The sequence below is a fragment of the Staphylococcus sp. FSL K6-3157 genome, assembly GCF_038005145.1.
Lineage (GTDB): Bacteria > Bacillota > Bacilli > Staphylococcales > Staphylococcaceae > Staphylococcus > Staphylococcus equorum.
Genome location: NZ_JBBOSM010000001.1, coordinates 882,398 through 903,546 on the forward strand (window position 1 = coordinate 882,398; position 21,149 = coordinate 903,546).

General features: G+C 32.3%; 23 protein-coding genes. 18 read left to right on the forward strand and 5 right to left on the reverse strand.

What is annotated here, in order from left to right; all coding sequences use genetic code 11:
* The first annotated feature begins 190 nt into the window (after positions 1–190).
* The 4 genes from MHB47_RS04055 (at position 191) to MHB47_RS04070 (ending at position 3,519) form a co-directional block, all read left to right on the forward strand.
* Entirely contained in the window at positions 191–1,141 is a 951-nt protein-coding gene (locus MHB47_RS04055) for a DNA/RNA non-specific endonuclease (RefSeq protein WP_340755281.1), read from the forward strand.
* A 257-nt stretch (positions 1,142–1,398) separates the two neighbouring features.
* Positions 1,399–1,758, forward strand: coding sequence for a DUF2200 domain-containing protein (locus tag MHB47_RS04060; protein WP_340755283.1), 360 nt, complete (start codon positions 1,399–1,401; stop codon positions 1,756–1,758).
* A gap of 56 nt (positions 1,759–1,814) precedes the next feature.
* Positions 1,815–2,597, forward strand: coding sequence for an ABC transporter ATP-binding protein (locus MHB47_RS04065; protein WP_340755286.1), 783 nt, complete (start codon positions 1,815–1,817; stop codon positions 2,595–2,597).
* Between the two features lie 67 nt (positions 2,598–2,664).
* On the forward strand, positions 2,665–3,519 hold the full coding sequence (locus tag MHB47_RS04070; protein ID WP_002507029.1) for an HAD family hydrolase: 855 nt from the start codon (positions 2,665–2,667) through the stop codon (positions 3,517–3,519).
* A 212-nt stretch (positions 3,520–3,731) separates the two neighbouring features.
* On the opposite strand, the gene MHB47_RS04075 is transcribed toward MHB47_RS04070, so the two are convergent.
* Positions 3,732–4,871, reverse strand: coding sequence for a hypothetical protein (locus MHB47_RS04075; protein WP_340755288.1), 1,140 nt, complete (start codon positions 4,869–4,871; stop codon positions 3,732–3,734).
* A gap of 131 nt (positions 4,872–5,002) precedes the next feature.
* Between MHB47_RS04075 and MHB47_RS04080 the strand changes: the two genes are divergently transcribed.
* Positions 5,003–5,734 (forward strand): metallophosphoesterase family protein, encoded by a 732-nt coding sequence (locus tag MHB47_RS04080; RefSeq protein WP_002507031.1) that lies wholly within the window; start codon positions 5,003–5,005, stop codon positions 5,732–5,734.
* A gap of 79 nt (positions 5,735–5,813) precedes the next feature.
* On the opposite strand, the gene czrB is transcribed toward MHB47_RS04080, so the two are convergent.
* Together czrB and MHB47_RS04090 are read right to left on the reverse strand one after the other, a co-directional pair.
* On the reverse strand, positions 5,814–6,785 hold the full coding sequence (gene czrB, locus MHB47_RS04085) for a CDF family zinc efflux transporter CzrB (protein WP_340755290.1): 972 nt from the start codon (positions 6,783–6,785) through the stop codon (positions 5,814–5,816).
* A 17-nt stretch (positions 6,786–6,802) separates the two neighbouring features.
* The gene (locus MHB47_RS04090; RefSeq protein WP_340755292.1) at positions 6,803–7,102 is read right to left on the reverse strand and encodes an ArsR/SmtB family transcription factor; all 300 of its coding nucleotides are present in this window, start codon (positions 7,100–7,102) and stop codon (positions 6,803–6,805) included.
* A 152-nt stretch (positions 7,103–7,254) separates the two neighbouring features.
* Between MHB47_RS04090 and MHB47_RS04095 the strand changes: the two genes are divergently transcribed.
* The 9 genes from MHB47_RS04095 (at position 7,255) to MHB47_RS04135 (ending at position 15,583) form a co-directional block, all read left to right on the forward strand.
* A complete protein-coding gene (locus MHB47_RS04095) occupies positions 7,255–7,911 on the forward strand; it encodes an NAD(P)-binding oxidoreductase (protein ID WP_002507034.1) in 657 nt (218 codons plus the stop codon).
* 141 nt (positions 7,912–8,052) lie between these two features.
* Complete coding sequence (locus tag MHB47_RS04100) at positions 8,053–8,751, forward strand: FadR/GntR family transcriptional regulator (RefSeq protein ID WP_277583581.1); 699 nt, start codon at positions 8,053–8,055, stop codon at positions 8,749–8,751.
* Between the two features lie 768 nt (positions 8,752–9,519).
* Positions 9,520–10,458, forward strand: coding sequence for a mannose-6-phosphate isomerase, class I (manA, locus tag MHB47_RS04105; protein ID WP_340755298.1), 939 nt, complete (start codon positions 9,520–9,522; stop codon positions 10,456–10,458).
* A 20-nt stretch (positions 10,459–10,478) separates the two neighbouring features.
* Positions 10,479–10,706: a hypothetical protein gene (locus MHB47_RS04110; protein WP_002507039.1), complete on the forward strand. Its 228-nt coding sequence runs from the start codon at positions 10,479–10,481 to the stop codon at positions 10,704–10,706.
* A gap of 243 nt (positions 10,707–10,949) precedes the next feature.
* On the forward strand, positions 10,950–11,930 hold the full coding sequence (locus MHB47_RS04115; RefSeq protein ID WP_340755300.1) for a YeiH family protein: 981 nt from the start codon (positions 10,950–10,952) through the stop codon (positions 11,928–11,930).
* 72 nt (positions 11,931–12,002) lie between these two features.
* A complete protein-coding gene (locus MHB47_RS04120) occupies positions 12,003–13,370 on the forward strand; it encodes an EVE domain-containing protein (protein ID WP_340755302.1) in 1,368 nt (455 codons plus the stop codon).
* A gap of 314 nt (positions 13,371–13,684) precedes the next feature.
* Positions 13,685–14,068, forward strand: coding sequence for a thiol-disulfide oxidoreductase DCC family protein (locus MHB47_RS04125; protein ID WP_021339796.1), 384 nt, complete (start codon positions 13,685–13,687; stop codon positions 14,066–14,068).
* Between the two features lie 19 nt (positions 14,069–14,087).
* Positions 14,088–14,951, forward strand: a complete 864-nt coding sequence (gene rbsK, locus MHB47_RS04130; RefSeq protein ID WP_340755304.1) for a ribokinase — start codon at positions 14,088–14,090, stop codon at positions 14,949–14,951.
* A gap of 182 nt (positions 14,952–15,133) precedes the next feature.
* Positions 15,134–15,583 carry a Dps family protein gene (locus tag MHB47_RS04135; RefSeq protein WP_002507044.1) on the forward strand — a complete coding sequence of 150 codons (450 nt, stop codon included), beginning with the start codon at positions 15,134–15,136 and terminating at the stop codon, positions 15,581–15,583.
* 368 nt (positions 15,584–15,951) lie between these two features.
* Here MHB47_RS04135 and deoD read toward each other — a convergent pair whose 3' ends face one another.
* Complete coding sequence (deoD, locus tag MHB47_RS04140; RefSeq protein ID WP_002507045.1) at positions 15,952–16,662, reverse strand: purine-nucleoside phosphorylase; 711 nt, start codon at positions 16,660–16,662, stop codon at positions 15,952–15,954.
* Positions 16,663–16,839: 177 nt separating this feature from the next.
* Between deoD and deoC the strand changes: the two genes are divergently transcribed.
* The 4 genes from deoC to MHB47_RS04160 all read left to right on the forward strand — a co-directional run bounded on the left by deoC (position 16,840) and on the right by MHB47_RS04160 (position 20,424).
* Positions 16,840–17,502 (forward strand): deoxyribose-phosphate aldolase, encoded by a 663-nt coding sequence (deoC, locus tag MHB47_RS04145; RefSeq protein WP_021339794.1) that lies wholly within the window; start codon positions 16,840–16,842, stop codon positions 17,500–17,502.
* 71 nt (positions 17,503–17,573) lie between these two features.
* Positions 17,574–18,875, forward strand: coding sequence for a pyrimidine-nucleoside phosphorylase (locus MHB47_RS04150; RefSeq protein ID WP_021339793.1), 1,302 nt, complete (start codon positions 17,574–17,576; stop codon positions 18,873–18,875).
* 11 nt (positions 18,876–18,886) lie between these two features.
* On the forward strand, positions 18,887–20,071 hold the full coding sequence (gene deoB, locus MHB47_RS04155; RefSeq protein WP_340755307.1) for a phosphopentomutase: 1,185 nt from the start codon (positions 18,887–18,889) through the stop codon (positions 20,069–20,071).
* Entirely contained in the window at positions 20,071–20,424 is a 354-nt protein-coding gene (locus MHB47_RS04160; protein ID WP_340755308.1) for a DoxX family protein, read from the forward strand. The genes deoB and MHB47_RS04160 overlap by 1 nt, the downstream gene beginning before the upstream one ends.
* A 129-nt stretch (positions 20,425–20,553) precedes the next feature.
* Here the strand turns inward: MHB47_RS04160 and MHB47_RS04165 are convergent, their stop codons facing one another.
* Positions 20,554–21,024 carry an S-ribosylhomocysteine lyase gene (locus tag MHB47_RS04165; protein WP_107515129.1) on the reverse strand — a complete coding sequence of 157 codons (471 nt, stop codon included), beginning with the start codon at positions 21,022–21,024 and terminating at the stop codon, positions 20,554–20,556.
* Positions 21,025–21,149 lie beyond the last annotated feature (125 nt).

Sequence of the window (21,149 nt, forward strand, 5' to 3'; positions counted from 1 at the left end):
AAAAAATTAGGCATAAAATAATTATAAATAATTGTTGCATAACTAAAACAAAAGTAATGTTACTCCTGTATAATAGGAAATAAATAATATCATACAAAAATACATAAAAGTTGTAAGTACTATAATGTCCGAGATTATAATTTTGAGGGTTTTGAATGATTAACAAGTAACATAATAGGAGCGTACTAAAATGAAGAAAATAAAATATTTAGTTTTACTTTTAATGACTGTTTTTATTGTTGGTTGTGCCAACGGAGAAGATACATCTTCTGCCGATAAAGATACGGATGCAAAGGTAGTCACAGATTTAAAAAATGAAAAAGAAGAAACAACTACCAAGGTAAAGAATGAAAACAAATCAGAGGAACCTCAAGTAGAAGGTGAAACGACAACTGAAGCTAGTGATGATACGTTTCCAGGCTATGAAAAAATTGAAGTCGATGGTGGTGATATGTCTGGGAACCGTGACGCGAACGTCGTTGTAGATATCGGTTATGGTGATCGAAAATATTGGGCGTTCACTAACGAACACGGGCAATTGACACGAGTTATTGCAGATGAAATTAAAATACAAGATGATGAGACAGAGGATGTGTTATCGTCAGGTAGATATTATGCTGATGAGGCAAAGGTACCTGGTGTTGAAAGTGATGAATTAGACGAAGGACACATTATTGCTGACTCACTTGGTGGTGTGTCGAATGCTTATAATATTACTCCACAAGATAGTACGCTAAACCGACATGGTGATCAAGCTTATCTCGAAAAGACTATCCGAGAAGCGGGCGGAGCTACTAATTTTGAAGCTAATATAACTTATCCCGATACCGAAACACAAATTCCTTCTAGCTATCAATATACTTATACTATAAATGGAAATGAAGTAACAGATTCATTTGATAATGTGAACCCTGATGAACTAAATGAGTCACTTGGGTTAACTGGTAATAAGGAGCCAGAGTCTGAGCCAGCAACTTCAACAGGGGATGATGAGACAGTTGCGGACGTTGATTCTGATGGTAATGGACAAGTGACAATTGCAGAAGCTGAAGCTGCAGGGTTCAGCATGCCAATAAATAGTGATCATTGGTTATATGCGCATATGGACGATCGAGATAATGATGGGGTCGTAGGTGAATAATATTTCACTTTTTTATTGAAATATTAAATAAATGATATAAGTTTAATTCTATACTGACATACTGTTGATAATTAAAGAAAAGTTTATTACTGTATATGCATTACTTTCATAAAAGGCTGGTTGCTTTTGCACACCCGCCTTTTATTTTTGATTTTGAAAGGTATATAGTATTCATATTATTTTCAAATTATAAATTGTTCTATTATGCTAAGATTATTATAAAAATTGTTAAGAGAAACTAAGAGAGGATTTTTAAAATGACGAAACCGAAAATATATACGATGGCTTTCGGCTCTGTATACCCGCATCTGATTAAAAAAGTTGAAAAGAAAGCAAGAACTAAAGCTGAAGTAGATGAAATTATTTGTTGGATGACAGGATATACGCAAACACAAATAGATAAACTTATTGATGACGGAACGGATTATGAAACATTTATTTTACAAGCACCAGAGTTAAATCCTAATAGAACTAAAATTACAGGTGTCATATGTGGTATTCGAGTTGAAAATATGGAGCCGTCAATTATGAAAGAAATTAGATACTTAGATAAAATGATTGATGAACTAGCTAAAGGCAAAACTTTGGAAAAAATATTTAGAGACGCACAATCATAAAATAATTTAAGTAAGTGTTTAAAATAAGTTGAAGTGTAAAGAATAGGGGTGATTTCATGCTTGTTGAGTTGAAAAATGTTGCAAGAAGAAAACAAGGAAAAGAAATAATTGAAAATGTGAGTTGGCAAATAAGTGAAGGCGAAAAATGGATGTTATACGGCTTAAATGGTGCAGGTAAAACAACATTACTCAACATCTTAAATGCTTATGAACCACATACATCAGGGACGCTATCATTGTTTGGTATGCAGCCAGGGAACAAAGGTTATTCTGCAGATAATGTACGTGATCAAATAGGGTTTGTTTCAAGCAGTTTAATGAATCGATTTCAAGATGGCGAAATTGTATTAGATGTAGTCATCAGTGGTATTTTTAAATCAATAGGCGTTTATAAAGAAGTGAAAGCGAGTCATATTGAAATGGCTAAGCGATATTTAGAGCAAATGGGTATGCGTCAATTTGAAAATCAATATTATGGCTATTTATCAACGGGTGAAAGACAAAAAGTATTGATTGCTAGAGCATTAATGGGTGATCCTAAATTAATGATTTTAGATGAACCTGCTTCAGGATTAGACTTTATAGCACGCGAAGATTTGCTCAGTGCACTTGATAAATTATATAAACAAAATCCAAAACTTGCGGTGATTTATGTAACACATTTTGTTGAAGAAATTACACAAAATATTCAACGCGGCTTTTTATTGAAGGATGGTACATGTTATAAGCAAGGAGAACTACAGTCTGTATTAAATAGTGACACTTTAAGTAATTTTTTCAATAGAGATGTGAGTGTGGTTTATCAAAATCAACGCTACTCACTATTTTTAAGACGATAACGCGTTGCGGAAAAGGAAATATAATGCCATAATTTAATACGATAACATGTGATGGAGGATTACTTAGATGGATAATGTGAGAGCAATATTTTTAGATATGGATGGTACGATTTTACATAAAGATAACCGGGTAGATACGGAAACAACTGAAGTGATTCAACAATTAAGAAACCTTGGTTATAAAGTGTTCTTAGCAACTGGTAGAGCACATGACGAAATTCATTATTTGGTGCCCGAAACTTTTGAAGTAGATGGCATTATAAGTTCGAATGGAACGTTAGGTGTAGTGGAAAAAGAGACTATTTTTAAACATGGTCTTTCATATAATACAGTAAGTGAAGTTATTAAACGTGCAAAACAAGAAGCAATATATTATGAAATCTTCCCATTTGGCAGTGACCGTGTCGTGCTTAAAGAAGATGAAGCATGGGCGAAGGCATTATTTGAACCAGCAACACCACCGGGCAAAGTAGGAGAAAGTGAATGGACTTCTAGAAGAGAGTCTTTAAAAGGCAAAGTAGATTGGGAAGATACTATTCCTGATACGTCATTTTCAAAAATTTATTTATTCTCACCTGAATATGAGAAAATCACTAATTTCCGTAATCAATTAATCGAAGATAGTGCAGCATTACAAATCAGTGTATCAAATTCATCACGCTTTAATGCAGAGACTATGGCGTTTAATACAGACAAAGGCACAGGTATTAAAGAGATGATTGAACACTTTGGTATTAATCAGGAAGAAACTTTAGTCATTGGTGATAGTGATAATGATAGAGCAATGTTTGAATTTGGACATTATACTGTTGCTATGAGAAATGCGAGACCTGAAATTCAGGCTTTAGCAAAAGATGTAACATCTTTAACGAATGAAGAAAATGGTGCAGCAGCATATCTAAAAGAACATTTCATAAAATAATAAACATAAAACTGATAGGTTCTCTTGAAAAAGATTATCTATCATTTTTTTAATATGTTCAAGAACTTTATAATACACGATATAGATAGAATGCACATAATAGGGGTTTAAAACTCGATGGATAAATAAGCGGTATAAATGTATCGAAATATAAAAATTGCCAATGTAGACATTTAAAATGCTACATTGGCAATTCGTGTTTCTGATATATATTATTTATCTGTTTTGTTAATTTGATCTTTTAAATCTGAAGCTTTATCTTTTGTAGTATCTTGAATATTATTACTTTTATCGTTTAAGTTATCTTTTGCATTTTCTTGTATATTGTCACTTTTATCACTTAGATTAGACTTCGTTTTTTCAGTAGTATTATTTACACTGTTTTCTATTTTTGAATCATTGTTTGATTGTTTTTTAGAGTTCTTTTTATCTTTTTTTATTTCAGCTTTATCTATACTTTCACCATTACGGTTATAATATTGAATAATCGCTAATATATTCATATAGTAAATGGCTAATCTTACAATAATAACGATAATAGATATAATGTAAATTAGAATCATTGCGACAGTTTGTGAAATACCGCCTGTTGAAATTGAAATTAATTGACTAACAGGATTTGCAAGGATAATTACGATTAAGTTTAATAGTAATATACCAAGGTAGAATTTAAACCAAGTTTTCTTACCATTTTTAACGCCCTTGAATCCACGTTTAACAGCTGCCCAAGCACCAACACTAGGATCTTTAACAAATGCTACAGTAAAGTTAATAATTACAATAGCAAAGAACCAATAAATAAATGATTGAATAAAGACGGTAATTGTTGCTGCAATAATTTGGAAAGTTAGTGAAAGACCAAGTGCATGATCAGAACTACTTAATGGACCTTGTAGTGCAGTGAATAATTGCATGATACCTAAATTAAGTACTTTAGATACGAGTAAATTGAGCGCGAATAAAATTAGAATGAATAATAAAGTGAATAAAGCTAATTTTAAACTTTTAAGATATTTACCTTTTTTAAAGACTGAGAATAAATCTTTTAATTTAACCTTGTCTTTATTTAATGCTTTGTCTATAGTGTATATAGTTCCAACTATTAATGGGTAACCGATTAATACAAAAATCAATAGTGGAATCAGAATTGTTAGTATCAACATAAATATTGAACCACCGATTGGTTGTTGCATTGCCATCGACATTGCGAATTTATAAATTGCAGGTTGAACTGGTATAAACGATAAAATTGTTAAAGCAAATAATATGATAAAACTTACAATTGAAAACAGTATTGTTTTAGCATTTTGGGGTTTTACATTTTGCAAAGCTAGTTTATGATATTTAAACAAATTTTAAGCACTCCTTTTTAGTGATAACAATACGATATCAAAAAATTGAAGATTTTAAAATTAATAGGTAACAAATTGGCTATAAAATGTTAGAATATCCTAATGAGAAAAAGTTGAAAGGAGATATCATCATGAAATTTGCAATTATTACTGATGTACATGGAAACTTTGATGCATTGGAAACCGTTTTGGATGATATTGATAGAAGAGAAGGAATCAATAAAATATTTAATCTAGGCGATAATATCGGAGTAGGGCATGAAACAAATAAAGTGCTTGATGAAATTTTCGATAGAGATGATATGGAAATCATTGCAGGTAATCATGATGAAGCGGTTATGTCGATCGTAAATGATACTCCTTATCCAGAAGACTTAAAGGATAAATTCTATGAACATCATCAATGGATTGAAAGTCATTTAGATGAAGACTATTATGACAAATTAGATGAATTACCACGTGTAATTGAGAAGACTTTTAATAATAAAAAAGTATTGTTTATTCATTATGAAATTGCCAATGAGAAATTAAGTACACCTATTGATGGACAACCTTATAGTCCAATTGTTGAGCCAAGTGAAGAAAACGTTAAAGCATTATTTGAAGACAAGAATGCTGATTTAATCGTTTTTGGACATAATCATACAGTGCATTTTTATGATGACAAATCTACTGTATATTTTAACCCTGGTTCTGTAGGACTTAATAATGGTGCTTATGCAGTATATGGCATTATAACAATTGATGAAAATGAATTCTCATGTGAACGTATTAAAGTTCCGTATGATAATGAAGAATTTATAAGAGGCTTTACTGAAAAACAAGTACCAGCAAAAGATCTAATCTTTGATAAGTTTATTTAAATTATCAACGGTCTATTAAAAATATAAGGTTTCATAAATGAAAAGTGATTTTCCAATTTTGTTTGGAAAATCACTTTTTTTAATGTGAGTGTGAATGATGTGTTGTTTGTTTTGAATAAATTGCAGAACATAAAAGATTATTATCATGTAGATGATCAGTTGTTTCTAGCTGTATGGTCATATGTTGAATATTTAAGTGTTCTAATTTATGTTCTAATCTGTTTAAGAGCACTTCACCTTCTTCAATAGTCATCGTATTTGGCACTACAGCATGACAACTTAAAGCATTCATTTCGTTGGAAATTGTCCAAACATGACAATCATGTATATTTTTAATTTTTTCTTCTTCCGTAATCATAGAAAAGACTTGATTCATATTAACATCACTTGGCGTACCTTCCATCAAGATATTGAGAGAAGATTTTGTTATGCCCCAGCTACTTTTAATAATAAGTACAGATACAATGATACTGGCAATTGGATCGGCGATTGTTAAGTTGAAATTCCAGATAAGCACAGCAGCTATAATTGCACCTACTGAACCTAATAAGTCTCCGATTACATGAAGAAATGCGCCACGCATATTAATATTGTGTGATGTGTCTCCGCCCTTAAACATTAAATAAGCAACTATAATATTAACTATTAGTCCGGTAACACTAATTATAAACATTTCTGTGGATTGAACTTCTTGAGGATCAAAGAAACGACCAATAGCTTCAACAATAATAATAATGCCTATAACGAATAATGTGACTCCATTAAATAATGCAGCCAATATTTCAAATCTTTTATAACCAAATGTTTTATGTTTATTAGCATGTCTTTCAGCATAAATAAAAGCAAGTAGCGCTACACCTAAAGAAATTGTATCACTAAACATGTGTAGACCATCAGAAAGTAATGCCAAACTATTAGAAACAAAGCCGCCAATAATCTCAACAATCATAAAGGTTCCAATAATTAGAAAACTAATAAGTAATATTTTTTTGTTATTTGTGTGCACATGACCATGTGCATGATTGTGTCCATGGTGTTCAGATTCAGACATGTCAAACGCCACCTTCCTTATTGTTGATGTGTTGCGTGATGTATCGCTTGTTTTAATAGGGTAGTAACATGCGTATCATCTATGGCATATATCATAGATTGACCATCACGTTTAGCTTTCACTAAATGAGCTTGTTTCAGTACACGCAATTGATGAGAAACATTTGATTGGCTCATCTCTAATTTGTGAGCAATATGACCGACACTATTTTCGCCATGTGATAATAAGTGCATAATACGTAAACGATTGCCTTCACTTAATGCTTTGAAAATTTCAGTCACGTTATCAATTGTTTGTGAATCTAAAGATTCATTCATTACGTAAAGCCTCCTTATATTAATATATGAACATTTATTCATATATTAATATAAGGAGGCTTTATTGTCAAAGTATAATTCACTTTAGTTTTAAAATCCCACAGAAGTGGTAGACTTTTAAGTAGCAACTACCTTTAAGGAGGCAATAATTTATGAGTATATTAGTAATTGGAGCAAATGGTGGCGTTGGCCAACATCTAGTAAATCAATTAAAAGAACGTGGTGAAAGCTTTACAGCTGCTGTAAGAAAGCAAGAACAAGTAGACGCGTTAAAAGATAAAGGCATAGATGCAACTTTAATAGATGTAGAAACGGATGATATCAAAACATTGACTGAAAAGGTTAAAGGATTCGACAAAGTTGTCTTTTCTGTTGGATCTGGTGGTAACACAGGTGCAGATAAAACAATCAGTGTGGATTTAGATGGCGCAATTAAATCAATTAAAGCAAGTGAAGCCAATAACGTAAAACAATATGTGATGGTTTCAACTTATGATTCTAGAAGAGAGTCATTCGAAGCAAGTGGAGGTTTAAAACCATATACAATTGCGAAACACTATGCTGATGAATATCTTAAACAAGCAGATGTAGGTTATACAATTGTACATCCGGGCGGTTTATTAGATGATGCAGGTACGAATAAAATTGAAGTAGGTGCATTTTTTGAAGGTAGAGGATCAATCCCTCGCGAAGATGTAGCATCTGTATTAACAAAAGTATTGACTGAAGATGACTACTTAAATACTGAGTTCCAAATTGTTAGTGGCGATGAAGAAATTTCAACCGCTTTATCAAATTTTAATAAGTAATTATCGATTTTAGAGCGGACTTTAGAGGGCCAATTTACATAGAAGTGTAAATTGGTTCTTTTTTTATTTGAAATATATAGCTTATAATATAAATAAATAGCAAAAATTTGATACAATAATAGATATCGTTTGGAGGTAATTATGAAAATTTCAAACACGAAAATCTATGAACAAATCGCTGACATTCTGTTAGAAAGTATAAAATCAGGGGAGTATCAAGTGGGTGATAAGTTACCTTCTATACAAAAACTTGGTCAACAGTATGGTGTAAGTGTTGCATCAGTGAGAGAAGCATTAAATGCTTTAAGAACAATTGGAATTATAGAAATGAAACAAGGGTATGGTACATTTATTAAGCAAATAGAACCAACCTTTTTTGAATTAGGTGATAAGTTCACATCGTTAGATCAAATTACAGAACTTTTAGAGTTAAGAGAAATCGTAGAAAGTGCTACGGTAGAAAAGGCTGCCATACATCGTAATGAAGCAGATTTAGTGAGTTTAAAGAAAGCATTGGATGAAATGGGTGAAGCGGTAACCGATGGCACATCTGGGGAAAAAGCAGATTTACAATTTCATCTTTCAATTGCAAAGGCAGCCAAAAATTCATTGCTAGTTGAGCTATTAAATAACATTTCTGAATTAATGCAAGATTCAATGGAAGAAACAAGAAAGATATTTATTTATAGCAAACAAAAGACAATGAATAAACTACATGAAGAACATGTGATTATTTATAATGCAATCGTAGAACAAAATGCTACCAATGCAGTTAAAGCCATGGAGTCACATTTATTAGAAGTTAAAGAAACAATTTTAGCTAATTTTAAAGAGCAATAATATTTGGAAAGCATCTGGGAGTGTGTCAGCAATCTAATTTTTAAAACAGCTTTTGTAGTGTGAAGTTAGGTCGGCAAAGAGGACTTAAAAATAGGAATAAAAGCATTAATATAAGCGTAATTTCAATTTAGACAGCTACTGCCAATGTAACAGTATGGTTGCGACAGGTATTTATGTTTCAGTCTTATTGAAAAAAGCACCTATTTCAATTTTAAAAAATGAAATAAGTGCTTTTATTTTTTTGATTTTATTAAGTTTAAGGCATAAATTTTTTACTTTAGGTTGTTGAGCAATAATAAAAGCCCAAACTAAGGAAGTTTGGGCTTTATCGCAAATTTTATATTTTTGAAAAAGTAATCAGCTTTTTCAAGTACATCATAATAAACTTTTAATTACCTTATATGTAAAACAGATAGAGTCTGTTTTTGTGACTCTATAGTAATTATAATATTTTTAAGTCTATAATGGCAAGTATTTTTGTAAAAAAATTTACGACAATAATATAATTGTTCATTAAAATGACGAAAAATGTAATTGAGTCAAACAAAATAATCTATTATGCTTTATAAATAATTGATATAATAACAAGTGATTTTAGTATCGTTGAACGTTGAACTAGTCGTTTATAACGCGCAGCGTTATATGATACAATCTTTATAGCTCAAATAAAAAATACAAAACCATACATAAAAATTTCCGTTAAAAGTATTTTATATAGAAAGACTTAAAATTTGAATGAAGCAACTTAAGAATTTGGAGGTGTGATTAATGCCATTATTTTTAAAACCAATTTTCCATGAAAAAATATGGGGTGGCAATAGATTAAAAGAATTAGGATATGATTTACCAAGCGATTGTATTGGAGAAGCATGGGGGATATCAGCGCACCCAAATGGCAAATGTGAGATATTAAATGGACCATACAAAGGTCAAACTTTAGATCAAGTTTGGAATGAGCACAGAGAATTGTTTGGTGATTTTCCAAGCAAAGAATTCCCGTTAATGACTAAAATTGTTGATGCTAAGGAAGCATTGTCAGTACATGTTCATCCAGATGATGCGTATGCTTATGAAAAAGAGAACGGGCAATATGGAAAGTCTGAATGTTGGTACATAATCGATGCTAAAGAAGATTCAGAAATTATCTATGGGCTTTCTGCAGAAACAAAAGAGTTAGCCATAGATAAATTAAATGACGGAGAGTATAATGGTTTATTTAATAAAGTTAAAGTTAAACCAGGAGAATTTTATTTTATCCCTGCAGGTACAATCCATTCCATAGGTGCAGGTATTCTAGTGTATGAAACGATGCAATCTTCAGATGTAACGTATCGCGTGTATGATTTCGATCGTGAACATGACTCAGGACATAAACGTGAACTTGACCAAGGAAAAGCTAAAGACGTCATTGAAATAGCCAATGAAAATATCAATATTGCTACAGATACTGAAATCATTGAAAATCACAAACGTACACAACTCGTATCTAATGATTTTTTCACAATTGTGAAATGGCAAATTTCAGGTACACTAAATTATATGAAACCAAGAGAGTTTGTTCTCGTATCAGTACTTAAAGGTGAGGGACAAGTGATTATTGATGGCGAAGTTTATGATTTAAATCATGGACAAAACTTTATTCTAACTTCAGACGACTTAGATACAATATTTGAAGGAGACTACGAACTAATAGTTAGTTACTTATAGAAAAAATGGAGTGTTTTGAAATGTATAAATTTTTGTATATCTCATTAGTTTGTGGAATGTTAGCAGGTGCAGGCATATTTTTAAAATTACCAATTTTTCCTTCTATGGCATTTCCAGTAATGATAGGAGTAATTGGGATAATTTCATCATTGATTACAATTCCTAATAAAGAGATAAGCGGTTTATTAAAGCTTGGCGGGGTTATGATTAACATCATGCCGATTATGGCTGCGTTTGCCGTAGCGTAATAGCCAATAAGTTTAGTATCTTTACATTATTGTAGAAGATACTTTTTTTGTGATTTTATGAAAAAAACAGAACAAAAACAATTTGAAATATACTTTACGAAGTATCTTAAGATTAATTATTTGTGTGCTGTGAGAATTTAGCTGAAAATATTTAAATAAATATTGCAAAATATAATATTTATTTTTACAGTTTTATGTCAAAAGAAATATGCTAAAATGAAACTAAATTGGGAGGTGGCAAGTGTGCAAAAAGTACGGGGTATCATGATGACCTTGGTAATTGCAATGGTTGCAACAATATTAGGAAGTGAATTTCCAGTCATTGGCGGTGCAATTTTTGCTATTATTATAGGAATTATTATCAATAATATAATTTTAATTCCTAAAAAATATGAAGCTGGTATCAAGTATAGTAGCAAAAAGATTTTGCATTACAGCATTATCGTGCTTGGGTTTACATTGAGCTTTCAATCTATTGGAGCAATTGGATGGAAATCGTTACCAATCATTATCATTACTTTACTTGCTGCCTTTATCATTGTGTTTTTGTTAATGAAGATATTTAAAATTAATGAACATCTAAGTATTTTAATAGGGGTTGGAACAGCAATATGTGGTGGATCGGCAATTGCTGCAACAAGTCCAGTAATTAAAGCGAAAGAAAGTGAAGTAGCATTCGCTATTTCTACGATATTTTTATTTAATTTAATAGCAGTATTTGTATTTCCACCATTAGGCCACGTATTAAATATGGGGCAAACTGCATTTGGATATTTTGGAGGAACAGCTATTAATGATACTTCAAGTGTGATTGCTGCAACTTCAAACTATGGCAATACAGCCTTAGAAACAGGGGCAGTTGTAAAATTAACGCGTACTTTAATGATTATACCGGTGGTACTCTTTTTTACATATAGAACGATACGTAAAGAAAAAGCGAAACAAACTGATACATCTATTGCTAAAATATTTCCATGGTTTATTGTATGGTTTATCGTAGCATCTTTAATAAGCACTGTTTTTAATTTTTCACCAACAGTGATACATGTATTCCAACAAATTTCATTGTTTTTAATTACAATGGCGATGGCTGGCATTGGATTAAGTGTTGATTTTAAACAATTTAAACAAGCAGGTATGAAACCGGTAATGCTTGGGTTAGTAACATGGATTGTCGTCATTATTTCAAGTTTAATTACGATGAAGTTGATAAACTTATTGTAATGTTTGTTCAGAAAGAAATTTTTGCATATAATAGGCTAGATAGAATTTTTATATGAGATAAGGAGTATCTAAATGGCAGAGGAAACAAGTTATTTTTGGTTGAACTGCGGATATAATCGCTGGAACCATAATGAACTATTAGTAGGTCAGACGACATTATTTGAATCAGGTGCACAATTTAATCCTTCACAAGGTTTCCGATCATTTAAACAAGCTAAAGTAGGAGACCGTGTTATCTTTTATCAAGTACAAATGGATACTGGTTTATTAGGTTTGGGTGAAATTACAAGTGTACAAACAGGTGCTCAAAATAAAATTCGTGTTCATTTTCAATTACAAGAACAGCTTAAACCATTAACTGCGGATTATTTGAAAAGAAGCGAACAATTAGAATTTAGAATGAGAAATATGAAAGAAACTTTATTTAATCAAATAACACAAGAAGAATTTGAGTTAATTGTTAGTTTAGGTAAAGGAGAAACAAAAATTCCTCGATACTTTTTTATAGCGGAAGAACAAGAGTTCGAACCTAAATCATACAATACAATATATACGCACACATATAACGGTATTAAACGAAATGGTTATCATTTTTACACGCAACTTGAAATAGGTGATCAACTTATTTTTTATAATAAAAATAGAGATCAGTCCGTCATTGGTGTAGGAGAAGTAAGTAAGCATATACATGAAAAATCACCTATACCTGGGAGAACAAACAGTACTGCAATTGAGGTTTATTTTGAAAAGGAAATTGACCCTGTTTCATTGGGTACATTAAACAAACATCCTAAATTGAAAAATTTATATTATCTTCAAGAAAACGCAAAGCAAGCTATTGCTAGCATGTCAAAAACACAATTCGATGCGATTCGTGAAATAAGTAAAAATGATGGTATGAAATCACAGTTTGAAGCTGTTAAAAGTGGTCAGATGATTGATGAACATACTGAAGATTTAAAACCGTTTATTTTACTCGTAGTTGATAAAGGAGAAGGCTTAAAGGCAGCTGAAGATTTATTACAAAAAACGAATGCGAAACCAGTGATAACTTCTGGTCATCCTGACTTTTCTGAAGATATGTTGTACGGGAAGTATTTACCAAATGAAACAGGTGCACTGTACTACAGAGAAGGGTTTATAACGAATCTTATGCCTCGTACAGATAAAAGCTACCTTGTTATAGATAACTTTAATCGTATTGATCCTGATATATTCCAAACATATATCAATGTGCTTGAAGGTTATGAAATAACATTACCACGCTATAATAGAGATGGTAGTATGGTTAAATGGTCTAGAAAAAAAGATTCATTTTATCATTTTAATCCAAATTGGCATATTGTGGGTATCACATATGATGACTTAAATGAAATTAAGCAAAAATATACTGAACAATTTTTGAAATATACAAGAATCGTGAAAGTAAATCAAGACTAATTCTAAGTCATAACTTATTTAAAGTTAATAATATAAGATAAGCTATGGATATATCCATACTTAAAATAGAAGCATCAATTCATTGTATTTTATCAATGGATTGGTGCTCTTTTAAATTTTTGTAGTTTAAAGTGTTAGTCCGATTTAGTTTAAAACGTCCCAGCGGTTATAATTAGAGGATAAATGACAATAAAATAGGATAACGAGTGATATAATGATTTAATTTTATAATTTTAGGATATAATAATAGTGTGGAGAAATCACATTCTCTTATGAAGTGACAATATAATATTTTACTGTTAGGGGTGAAGTATATGCCAATAATATATTATGATGCCAATTGTGTATATTGCTATAACTATGCAATTTGGCTAATACAAAATGGTTTGTCAAGACGTTATCAATTTGCTGAATTACAAGGAGAAACAGCACAAAATTTATTTGAAAATTATCCTGAAACAAAACAATATGACAGTGTTATATTGCAAGAAGGGGATCATTTCGAATATAAATCTGATGCAATCACTACACTAATCACAACACTGACAAATTATAAATGGATCGGTATATTGCTACATTTGACGCCTAAACCACTTAGAGATTTAGGATATCAATTGTTTGCTGATAATAGGGATAAAATGTGGAAAACGCATTGGCATCAGCCTAATGCTTATGAGCAATCATTTTTTATTGATTGAATAGACGGAGGAAGCAAATATGGAGAACATTGTTGTAATAGGTAGTTCATCAATTGATTTAGTAGTGAAAACAGACGTTTTACCACAAGCAGGTGAAACAGTTATGGGTAATTCATTTTTTACAACTACTGGTGGCAAAGGTGCTAATCAGGCTGTTGCAGCAGCTCGTTTGAGTAATAAGGTATATATGATAGGCGCTGTAGGCGATGATGAAAATGGTAAACAGATTATTGAGAACTTAGAACAAAACAATGTAGATACAACTTTTATGGATAAAATTGAAAATGAAACATCTGGAACAGCGCATATTACACTGTTTGAAGATGATAATCGAATCATCGTTGTGCCTGCTGCTAATAATCATGTAACGCCTGAAAAAGTGTTACCAAAACTCGAGCGCTTTGGTGCAGGAGATATTATTTTGATGCAACATGAAATACCAGAACATACAATTAAAGAAGTGACAGATTATGCTGTGAAACATGATATGAAAGTAATATTAAACCCAGCACCATATCGTAACATTGACAAAGAAATTATAGATAAAGTGACTTGGATTACACCAAATGAATCAGAAAGTGAACTACTATTTGAAAACGGAGTAGATGAAGCACTGAAAGCTTATCCTCGTAAGCTTATTGTAACTAAGGGAGCAGCAGGTGCTATGTTTTACAATGATTCTCAACAACTTGTCAAAGGATATAAAAAGAAAGTCGTTGATACTACAGGTGCTGGTGACACATTCAATGGTGCTTTAGCTGTTGCACTAATTGAAAATAAACCTTTAGAAGAAGCCGTTGATTTTGCTAATTTAGCGGGTAGTTTTTCTGTAACTGGATTAGGTGCTCAAGGTGCGATGCCATACAGAAAAGAACTAGATTAAACCCCCTTAATTTGGGTATAATATAGTAAGATTATGAAATGACAACACAGATTAAAATAATTCTAATTTAGATAAGTTAAACACTTTACAGATTATAATGATTATTATATAATAATAAATGTAATCAAGAACTCGAGTTGTCATTTTGTAATGATAATTAAACTTAAAGGAGAGATTTTAGCATGGCAAACAGTAATAAAGACGTAGTAAAAGTATTAAATGAACAAGTGGCAAACTGGACAGTAGCATTTACTAAATTACACAATTTTCATTGGTATGTAAAAGGACCTAATTTCTTCTCATTACACACTAAATTTGAAGAATTGTATGATGAAGCAAGTCAATATATCGATGATTTAGCTGAACGTATTTTAGCAGCAGGTGGAAACCCAGTTGCAACATTAAAAGAAAGTTTAGACCTTGCAATCATTGATGAAGCTGGTAAAGGCTATAAAGCTGAAGAAATGGTAGAAGAACTATCTAAAGACTTTGAAAATATTACAAAACAATTAGAAGAAGCAATTGAAGTTGCTTCAGCTGCTGAAGATGATGTAACAGAAGACATGTTCATCGGTATGAAAACAAATATAGATAAACATAACTGGATGTTAAAATCTTATTTAGGTAAATAAGAGAATTCAGTAACATATATGAATGAATATTATATTTTGATTGAGTGAGTGGTAAGCTAGTGCGAAAATAACCTGATTTTAGATTATAAGCATCAATCTGTTATCTTTGAAGGATTGCATAGTAGCTGTCTGATAACCAGTCAACGTTGTAGGAGCGAAGAAAAATCAAATTTTGATTTTTCTTCGCTCTTTTTCTATTTAAAAATCACGACACTTATACAAAAGGCCATGAATATAATCACTATCGCAGTGAATCCATTTATTCGGAATTTCTATATCTTATCCATTTTTCATTAAAAAACAGGTCCTCCAAAACATACGTTGTTTTGAAGGACCTGTTTTATTTAAATAATGATTTGAAATATCAATTACTCAGCCATTTCGAGTGCGACTTCCATCATTTGAGTGAAAGAATTTTGACGTTCTTCAGCTGTAGTTGCTTCATCGCGTAATATATGATCACTCACTGTAAATATACCTAACGCTTTTTTACCAGCGTAAGTTGCATTTAAATATAATGCAGCAGATTCCATTTCTATACCTAAGATACCCATACGTTGCCATCTTTCATTAAACGTTGGATCAGCATTATAGAATGTATCAGATGATAATATGTTTCCTACATGTGTAGTTGCCCCAATTTCATCCGCTTTTTGTTTTGCTTTTAAAACTAAATCAAAATCAGCTAAAGGTGCGTAATGACCTGGAATATTATATTGCTCTACATAACTAGAGTTTGTAGAAGCACCTTGAGCAATAATTATATCGTAAAGGTTAACGTTTTCTTGTAATGCACCACAAGATCCAATACGGATAATTGTCTCAACATCAAAGAAATTATAAAGCTCATAAGAATAAATTCCAATACTAGGTACGCCCATGCCTGATCCCATTACTGATACTTCTTTCCCGTTATAAGTACCAGTATATCCAAACATATTTCTAACTTCGTTGAATTGTTCAACGTTTTCTAAATAGTTGTCAGCTATGTATTTTGCACGAAGCGGATCTCCCGGCATCAATACTGTTTTTGCAATTTTAGTTCCATTGGGTTGAATATGAGGTGTAGATTTTGTCATAATCATCTTCTCCTTTATGTTCTTTTATCAATTTAAAGATAACATTTGTTTATTATTATTGCGAATTTTTGTAATATAGATAATAAGAGAGTGTTTATAAAGATATCTATTTAATTTTGCTTTATAATAATAAGTGAAATGAATGTTAATTGTAAACAAAAATTAGGAGGATTTAATATGAATTACGCAAAATATATAGATCATACATTACTTAAACCGGAGTCGACTAGAGCTCAAATCGACAAAATTATCGAGGAAGCTAGAGAATTCAATTTTAAATCAGTGTGTCTTAATCCTACACATGTAAAATATGCAGCAGAAAAACTTAAAGATACAGAAGTATTAGTTTGTACTGTAATTGGATTCCCTTTAGGCGCGTCTACTACAGAAACGAAAATGTTTGAAGTTGAAGATGCTGTGAAAAATGGTGCTTCTGAACTTGATATGGTTATCAATGTTGGTGCATTAAAAGACGGACGTTATGAAGACGTACAAAAAGACATTGAAAGTGTTGTTGGCGCTGCGAACGGTAAAACAGTTAAAGTAATTATTGAAACATGTCTATTAACAGACGAAGAAATAGTTAAAGCAAGTGAACTAAGTAAAGCAGCAGGTGCTAACTTTGTTAAAACATCAACAGGGTTTGCTGGTGGCGGTGCAACTCCAGAAGACGTGAAATTAATGAAAGATACTGTTGGAGATGACTTAGAAGTGAAAGCTTCTGGTGGCGTGAGAAATCTTGAAGATTTCAACAAGATGCTTGAAGCTGGCGCAACGCGTATTGGTGCGAGTGCAGGCGTTCAAATAATTCAAGGCTTAGAAAGCGATTCTGACTACTAGAATAGTTAATACTTAAAAAAGGGATATATTATTAAGTTTGTATGATAGACAAACAGGGGAGGCCAACTCATATGAGAATGGTAGATATTATTGAAAAAAAGCGTGACGGACAAGTACTTACGAAAGAGGAAATTGAATTTTTTATAACTGGTTATACAAATGGTGACATACCGGATTATCAAGCTTCTAGTTTAGCGATGGCTGTATTCTTTCAAGATATGAATGATGAAGAAAGAGCTGCGTTAACTATGGCAATGGTTAATTCAGGTGACGTTATTGACTTATCAGATATTCACGGTACTAAAGTTGATAAGCATTCTACTGGTGGAGTTGGAGATACAACTACATTAGTACTTGCACCTTTAGTTGCAGCTGTAGGTGTACCTGTAGCTAAAATGAGCGGAAGAGGACTAGGACATACAGGCGGAACGATTGATAAATTAGAATCAGTTGAAGGTTTCCATGTTGAAATCAGTGAAGAAAAATTCGTTAAGTTAGTGAATGAAGCTAAAGTTGCTGTCATTGGGCAAACTGGTAATTTAACACCGGCAGACAAAAAATTGTACGGTCTTCGTGATGTTACTGGTACAGTAAATTCTATTCCACTTATCGCTTCATCAATTATGAGTAAAAAAATTGCAGCAGGTGCTGATGCAATTGTGCTTGATGTTAAGACAGGTAATGGCGCATTTATGAAGACGCTTGAAGATGCTGAAGCTTTAGCACATGCTATGGTAAGCATCGGTAATAATGTAGGTAGAAATACAATGGCTATCATTTCAGATATGGGTCAACCTTTAGGACACGCTATAGGTAATGCCTTAGAAGTAAAAGAAGCAATTGAAACACTACAAGGTAAAGGTCCTGAAGACTTAACTGAACTTGTAATGACCTTAGGTTCACAAATGGTTGTAGTGGGCGGCAAAGCAAAAGATTTAGAAGAAGCACGTGCATTGTTAGAAAAAGCAATACAAGATGGTTCTGCTTTAGAAAGTTTCAGAACATTTTTAGAGAATCAAGATGGAGATGGCTCAGTGGTAGACGACGTATCAAAATTACCACAAGCCAAATATCAAGTCGCATTACCAGCGGAATCATCTGGTTTCGTAACTGAAATTGTTGCGAATGAAATGGGCGTTGCCTCGATGATGTTAGGCGCAGGTAGACAAACAAAAGACGATGATATCGATTTAAGTGTTGGTCTTGTACTGCATAAAAAAGTAGGCGACAGAGTCGATGAAGGCGAACCACTATTAACAATACACAGTAATCGCGAAAACGTTGATGATGTAATAGAGAAATTGAACCAAAGTATCACAGTAAGTGAACAAGGTGCAGAACCAACATTGATTCATAAAATTATTACTGAATAGGAGTTGAGATAATGACTACACCATTTAAACGAGTACACTTAATTGTGATGGACTCAGTAGGCATAGGGGAAGGCCCTGATGCAAAAGCTTTTAACGATGAAGGCAGTCATACATTAAAACACACGTTAGAAGATTTTAATCAGTCATTACCTAATCTTCAAAAATTAGGTTTAGGTAATATTGAACCACTACCTATAATTGAAAAAGAAGCAAAACCACAAGCTTTTTACACTAAAATGAGTGAAGCCTCTGTTGGTAAAGATACAATGACAGGGCATTGGGAAATTATGGGCTTAAATATCATGCAACCTTTTAAAGTATATCCTGAAGGATTCCCTAAAGAGTTGATAGATGAAATTGAGTCAATAACTGGTCGTAAAGTAGTAGCTAATCGCCCTGCTTCTGGAACGCAAATTATAGATGAATGGGGCGAACATCAAATGAAGACTGGAGACTTAATAGTCTACACTTCAGCTGATCCAGTTCTCCAAATTGCTGCCCATGAAGATATTATTCCGTTAGAAGAACTTTATGATATCTGTGAAAAAGTAAGAGAATTGACCAAAGATCCAAAATATTTAATTGGTAGAATTATTGCCAGACCTTATCTTGGTGAACCAGGTTCCTTTAAAAGGACATCTAATAGACACGACTATGCTTTAAAACCTTTTGGCAGAACAGTTATGAATGAATTACAAGATGGTGGCTATGATGTCATTGCCTTAGGAAAAATAAATGACATTTTCGATGGCGAAGGTGTGACTGAAGCGGTTCGTACAAAAGATAATATGGACGGTATGGACAAATTAATAGAAACAGTACAACGTGATTTTAATGGACTAAGCTTTTTAAATCTTGTGGATTTTGATGCCTTATACGGACATCGTCGTGATAAAGCAGGTTATGCACAAGCGATTAAAGATTTTGATGAGCGTTTACCTGAACTTATCGAGCATTTACAAGAAGATGATTTAGTAATTATCACTGCTGATCATGGTAATGATCCAACTGCTGAAGGTACAGATCATACAAGAGAGTATATCCCAGTTCTAATGTTTAGTCCGAAAATTGCTGAATATCATGAATTATCGGTAGATGCTACATTTAGTTCGCTGGGTGCAACGATTGCTGATAATTTTAATGTGAAATTACCAGAGTACGGAAGAAGTTATTTAAAAGAAATGGGCATTGAGTAATGAAGAAAATAATTAGAATTTTATTTGGCATTGGTTTTAGCGTAGCTGGCGTGCTTCATTTTAAAGATGAAGAAAATTTCAGAAATATTGTACCTGAATATTTACCATTTAGAAAAGCCGCAGTTTTAATCACAGGTGTGTTTGAAATCGTGTTTGGTTTATTATTATTATTCAAGCAGCCTTCAACATGTTTGAAAAAAACGATAAATGCTTTTTTATGGGCTGTCTTCCCAGCTAATATTTATATGGCACGTAAAAATTTACCACTAGCTGGTAAGCAATTACCTAAATGGGCTTTGTATGGCCGTTTACCATTACAATTTATCATGATAAAAATGATTAGTAAGCTATAATCGGTTAAATAAAGAAAGTGGCTGTTAGTATCCTTATTGGAAATCTAACAGCCACTTTTTTATGCAATATAATTAAGTTAGGAATAAATGAACTCACAGTTATCTTAAGCTAATTATAGGTTAGTATGATTATTTGTTTTCTCCGTATATATCTTGCCATACTGATTTTTGATCTAAGAAAGTTTGTGCAATTTCTTTAGCGCCTTCAAGAGAATGACTTGCTGCCCAGCCACATTGTACTTCATTACAAGCAGGTACTTCTGTAGCGTTTAATACATCATTGATTGTTTGTTCGATGATGTTTAAGACATCTTCATAATCATCATGGTTAATGAATGAAACATAGAAGCCAGTTTGACAACCCATTGGGCTAATATCAACTACTTTATCTGAATGATTTCTAATATTCTCGGCCATTAAATGTTCTAGAGAATGTAAACCAGGCATTTCCATATGCTCTTTGTTTGGCTGTTTGAAACGGATATCATATTTATGAATAACATCACCGTTAGCGCCCTCCATTTTACCAGCTAGTCTGACAAATGGTGCAGATACTATCGTATGATCTAAATTGAAGCTTTCAACGTTCATTTTTGGCATGTCATATCCTCCTAATATTATAAGTAAGTTAATTGTAACAAGACCGCAATGTATTTACAATTTCTGAAACGGGTATAAATACAAAGTGGTAAAATACTAATTTATTTAAAATTCAGAAAAGGAAT

What these genes read in the sequence shown, in the direction of transcription:
- MHB47_RS04100 (WP_277583581.1), top strand. Translation starts at nt 8,053, where the DNA reads ATGAAAATTTCAAACACGAAAATCTATGAACAAATCGCTGACATTCTG.
- MHB47_RS04055 (WP_340755281.1), top strand. Translation starts at nt 191, where the DNA reads ATGAAGAAAATAAAATATTTAGTTTTACTTTTAATGACTGTTTTTATT.
- MHB47_RS04165 (WP_107515129.1), bottom strand. Translation starts at nt 21,024, where the DNA reads ATGCCAAAAATGAACGTTGAAAGCTTCAATTTAGATCATACGATAGTA.
- MHB47_RS04125 (WP_021339796.1), top strand. Translation starts at nt 13,685, where the DNA reads ATGCCAATAATATATTATGATGCCAATTGTGTATATTGCTATAACTAT.
- deoC (WP_021339794.1), top strand. Translation starts at nt 16,840, where the DNA reads ATGAATTACGCAAAATATATAGATCATACATTACTTAAACCGGAGTCG.
- deoD (WP_002507045.1), bottom strand. Translation starts at nt 16,662, where the DNA reads ATGACAAAATCTACACCTCATATTCAACCCAATGGAACTAAAATTGCA.
- manA (WP_340755298.1), top strand. Translation starts at nt 9,520, where the DNA reads ATGCCATTATTTTTAAAACCAATTTTCCATGAAAAAATATGGGGTGGC.
- MHB47_RS04060 (WP_340755283.1), top strand. Translation starts at nt 1,399, where the DNA reads ATGACGAAACCGAAAATATATACGATGGCTTTCGGCTCTGTATACCCG.
- czrB (WP_340755290.1), bottom strand. Translation starts at nt 6,785, where the DNA reads ATGTCTGAATCTGAACACCATGGACACAATCATGCACATGGTCATGTG.
- MHB47_RS04090 (WP_340755292.1), bottom strand. Translation starts at nt 7,102, where the DNA reads ATGAATGAATCTTTAGATTCACAAACAATTGATAACGTGACTGAAATT.
- MHB47_RS04080 (WP_002507031.1), top strand. Translation starts at nt 5,003, where the DNA reads ATGAAATTTGCAATTATTACTGATGTACATGGAAACTTTGATGCATTG.
- deoB (WP_340755307.1), top strand. Translation starts at nt 18,887, where the DNA reads ATGACTACACCATTTAAACGAGTACACTTAATTGTGATGGACTCAGTA.
- MHB47_RS04160 (WP_340755308.1), top strand. Translation starts at nt 20,071, where the DNA reads ATGAAGAAAATAATTAGAATTTTATTTGGCATTGGTTTTAGCGTAGCT.
- rbsK (WP_340755304.1), top strand. Translation starts at nt 14,088, where the DNA reads ATGGAGAACATTGTTGTAATAGGTAGTTCATCAATTGATTTAGTAGTG.
- MHB47_RS04065 (WP_340755286.1), top strand. Translation starts at nt 1,815, where the DNA reads ATGCTTGTTGAGTTGAAAAATGTTGCAAGAAGAAAACAAGGAAAAGAA.
- MHB47_RS04110 (WP_002507039.1), top strand. Translation starts at nt 10,479, where the DNA reads ATGTATAAATTTTTGTATATCTCATTAGTTTGTGGAATGTTAGCAGGT.
- MHB47_RS04135 (WP_002507044.1), top strand. Translation starts at nt 15,134, where the DNA reads ATGGCAAACAGTAATAAAGACGTAGTAAAAGTATTAAATGAACAAGTG.
- MHB47_RS04150 (WP_021339793.1), top strand. Translation starts at nt 17,574, where the DNA reads ATGAGAATGGTAGATATTATTGAAAAAAAGCGTGACGGACAAGTACTT.
- MHB47_RS04070 (WP_002507029.1), top strand. Translation starts at nt 2,665, where the DNA reads ATGGATAATGTGAGAGCAATATTTTTAGATATGGATGGTACGATTTTA.
- MHB47_RS04095 (WP_002507034.1), top strand. Translation starts at nt 7,255, where the DNA reads ATGAGTATATTAGTAATTGGAGCAAATGGTGGCGTTGGCCAACATCTA.
- MHB47_RS04120 (WP_340755302.1), top strand. Translation starts at nt 12,003, where the DNA reads ATGGCAGAGGAAACAAGTTATTTTTGGTTGAACTGCGGATATAATCGC.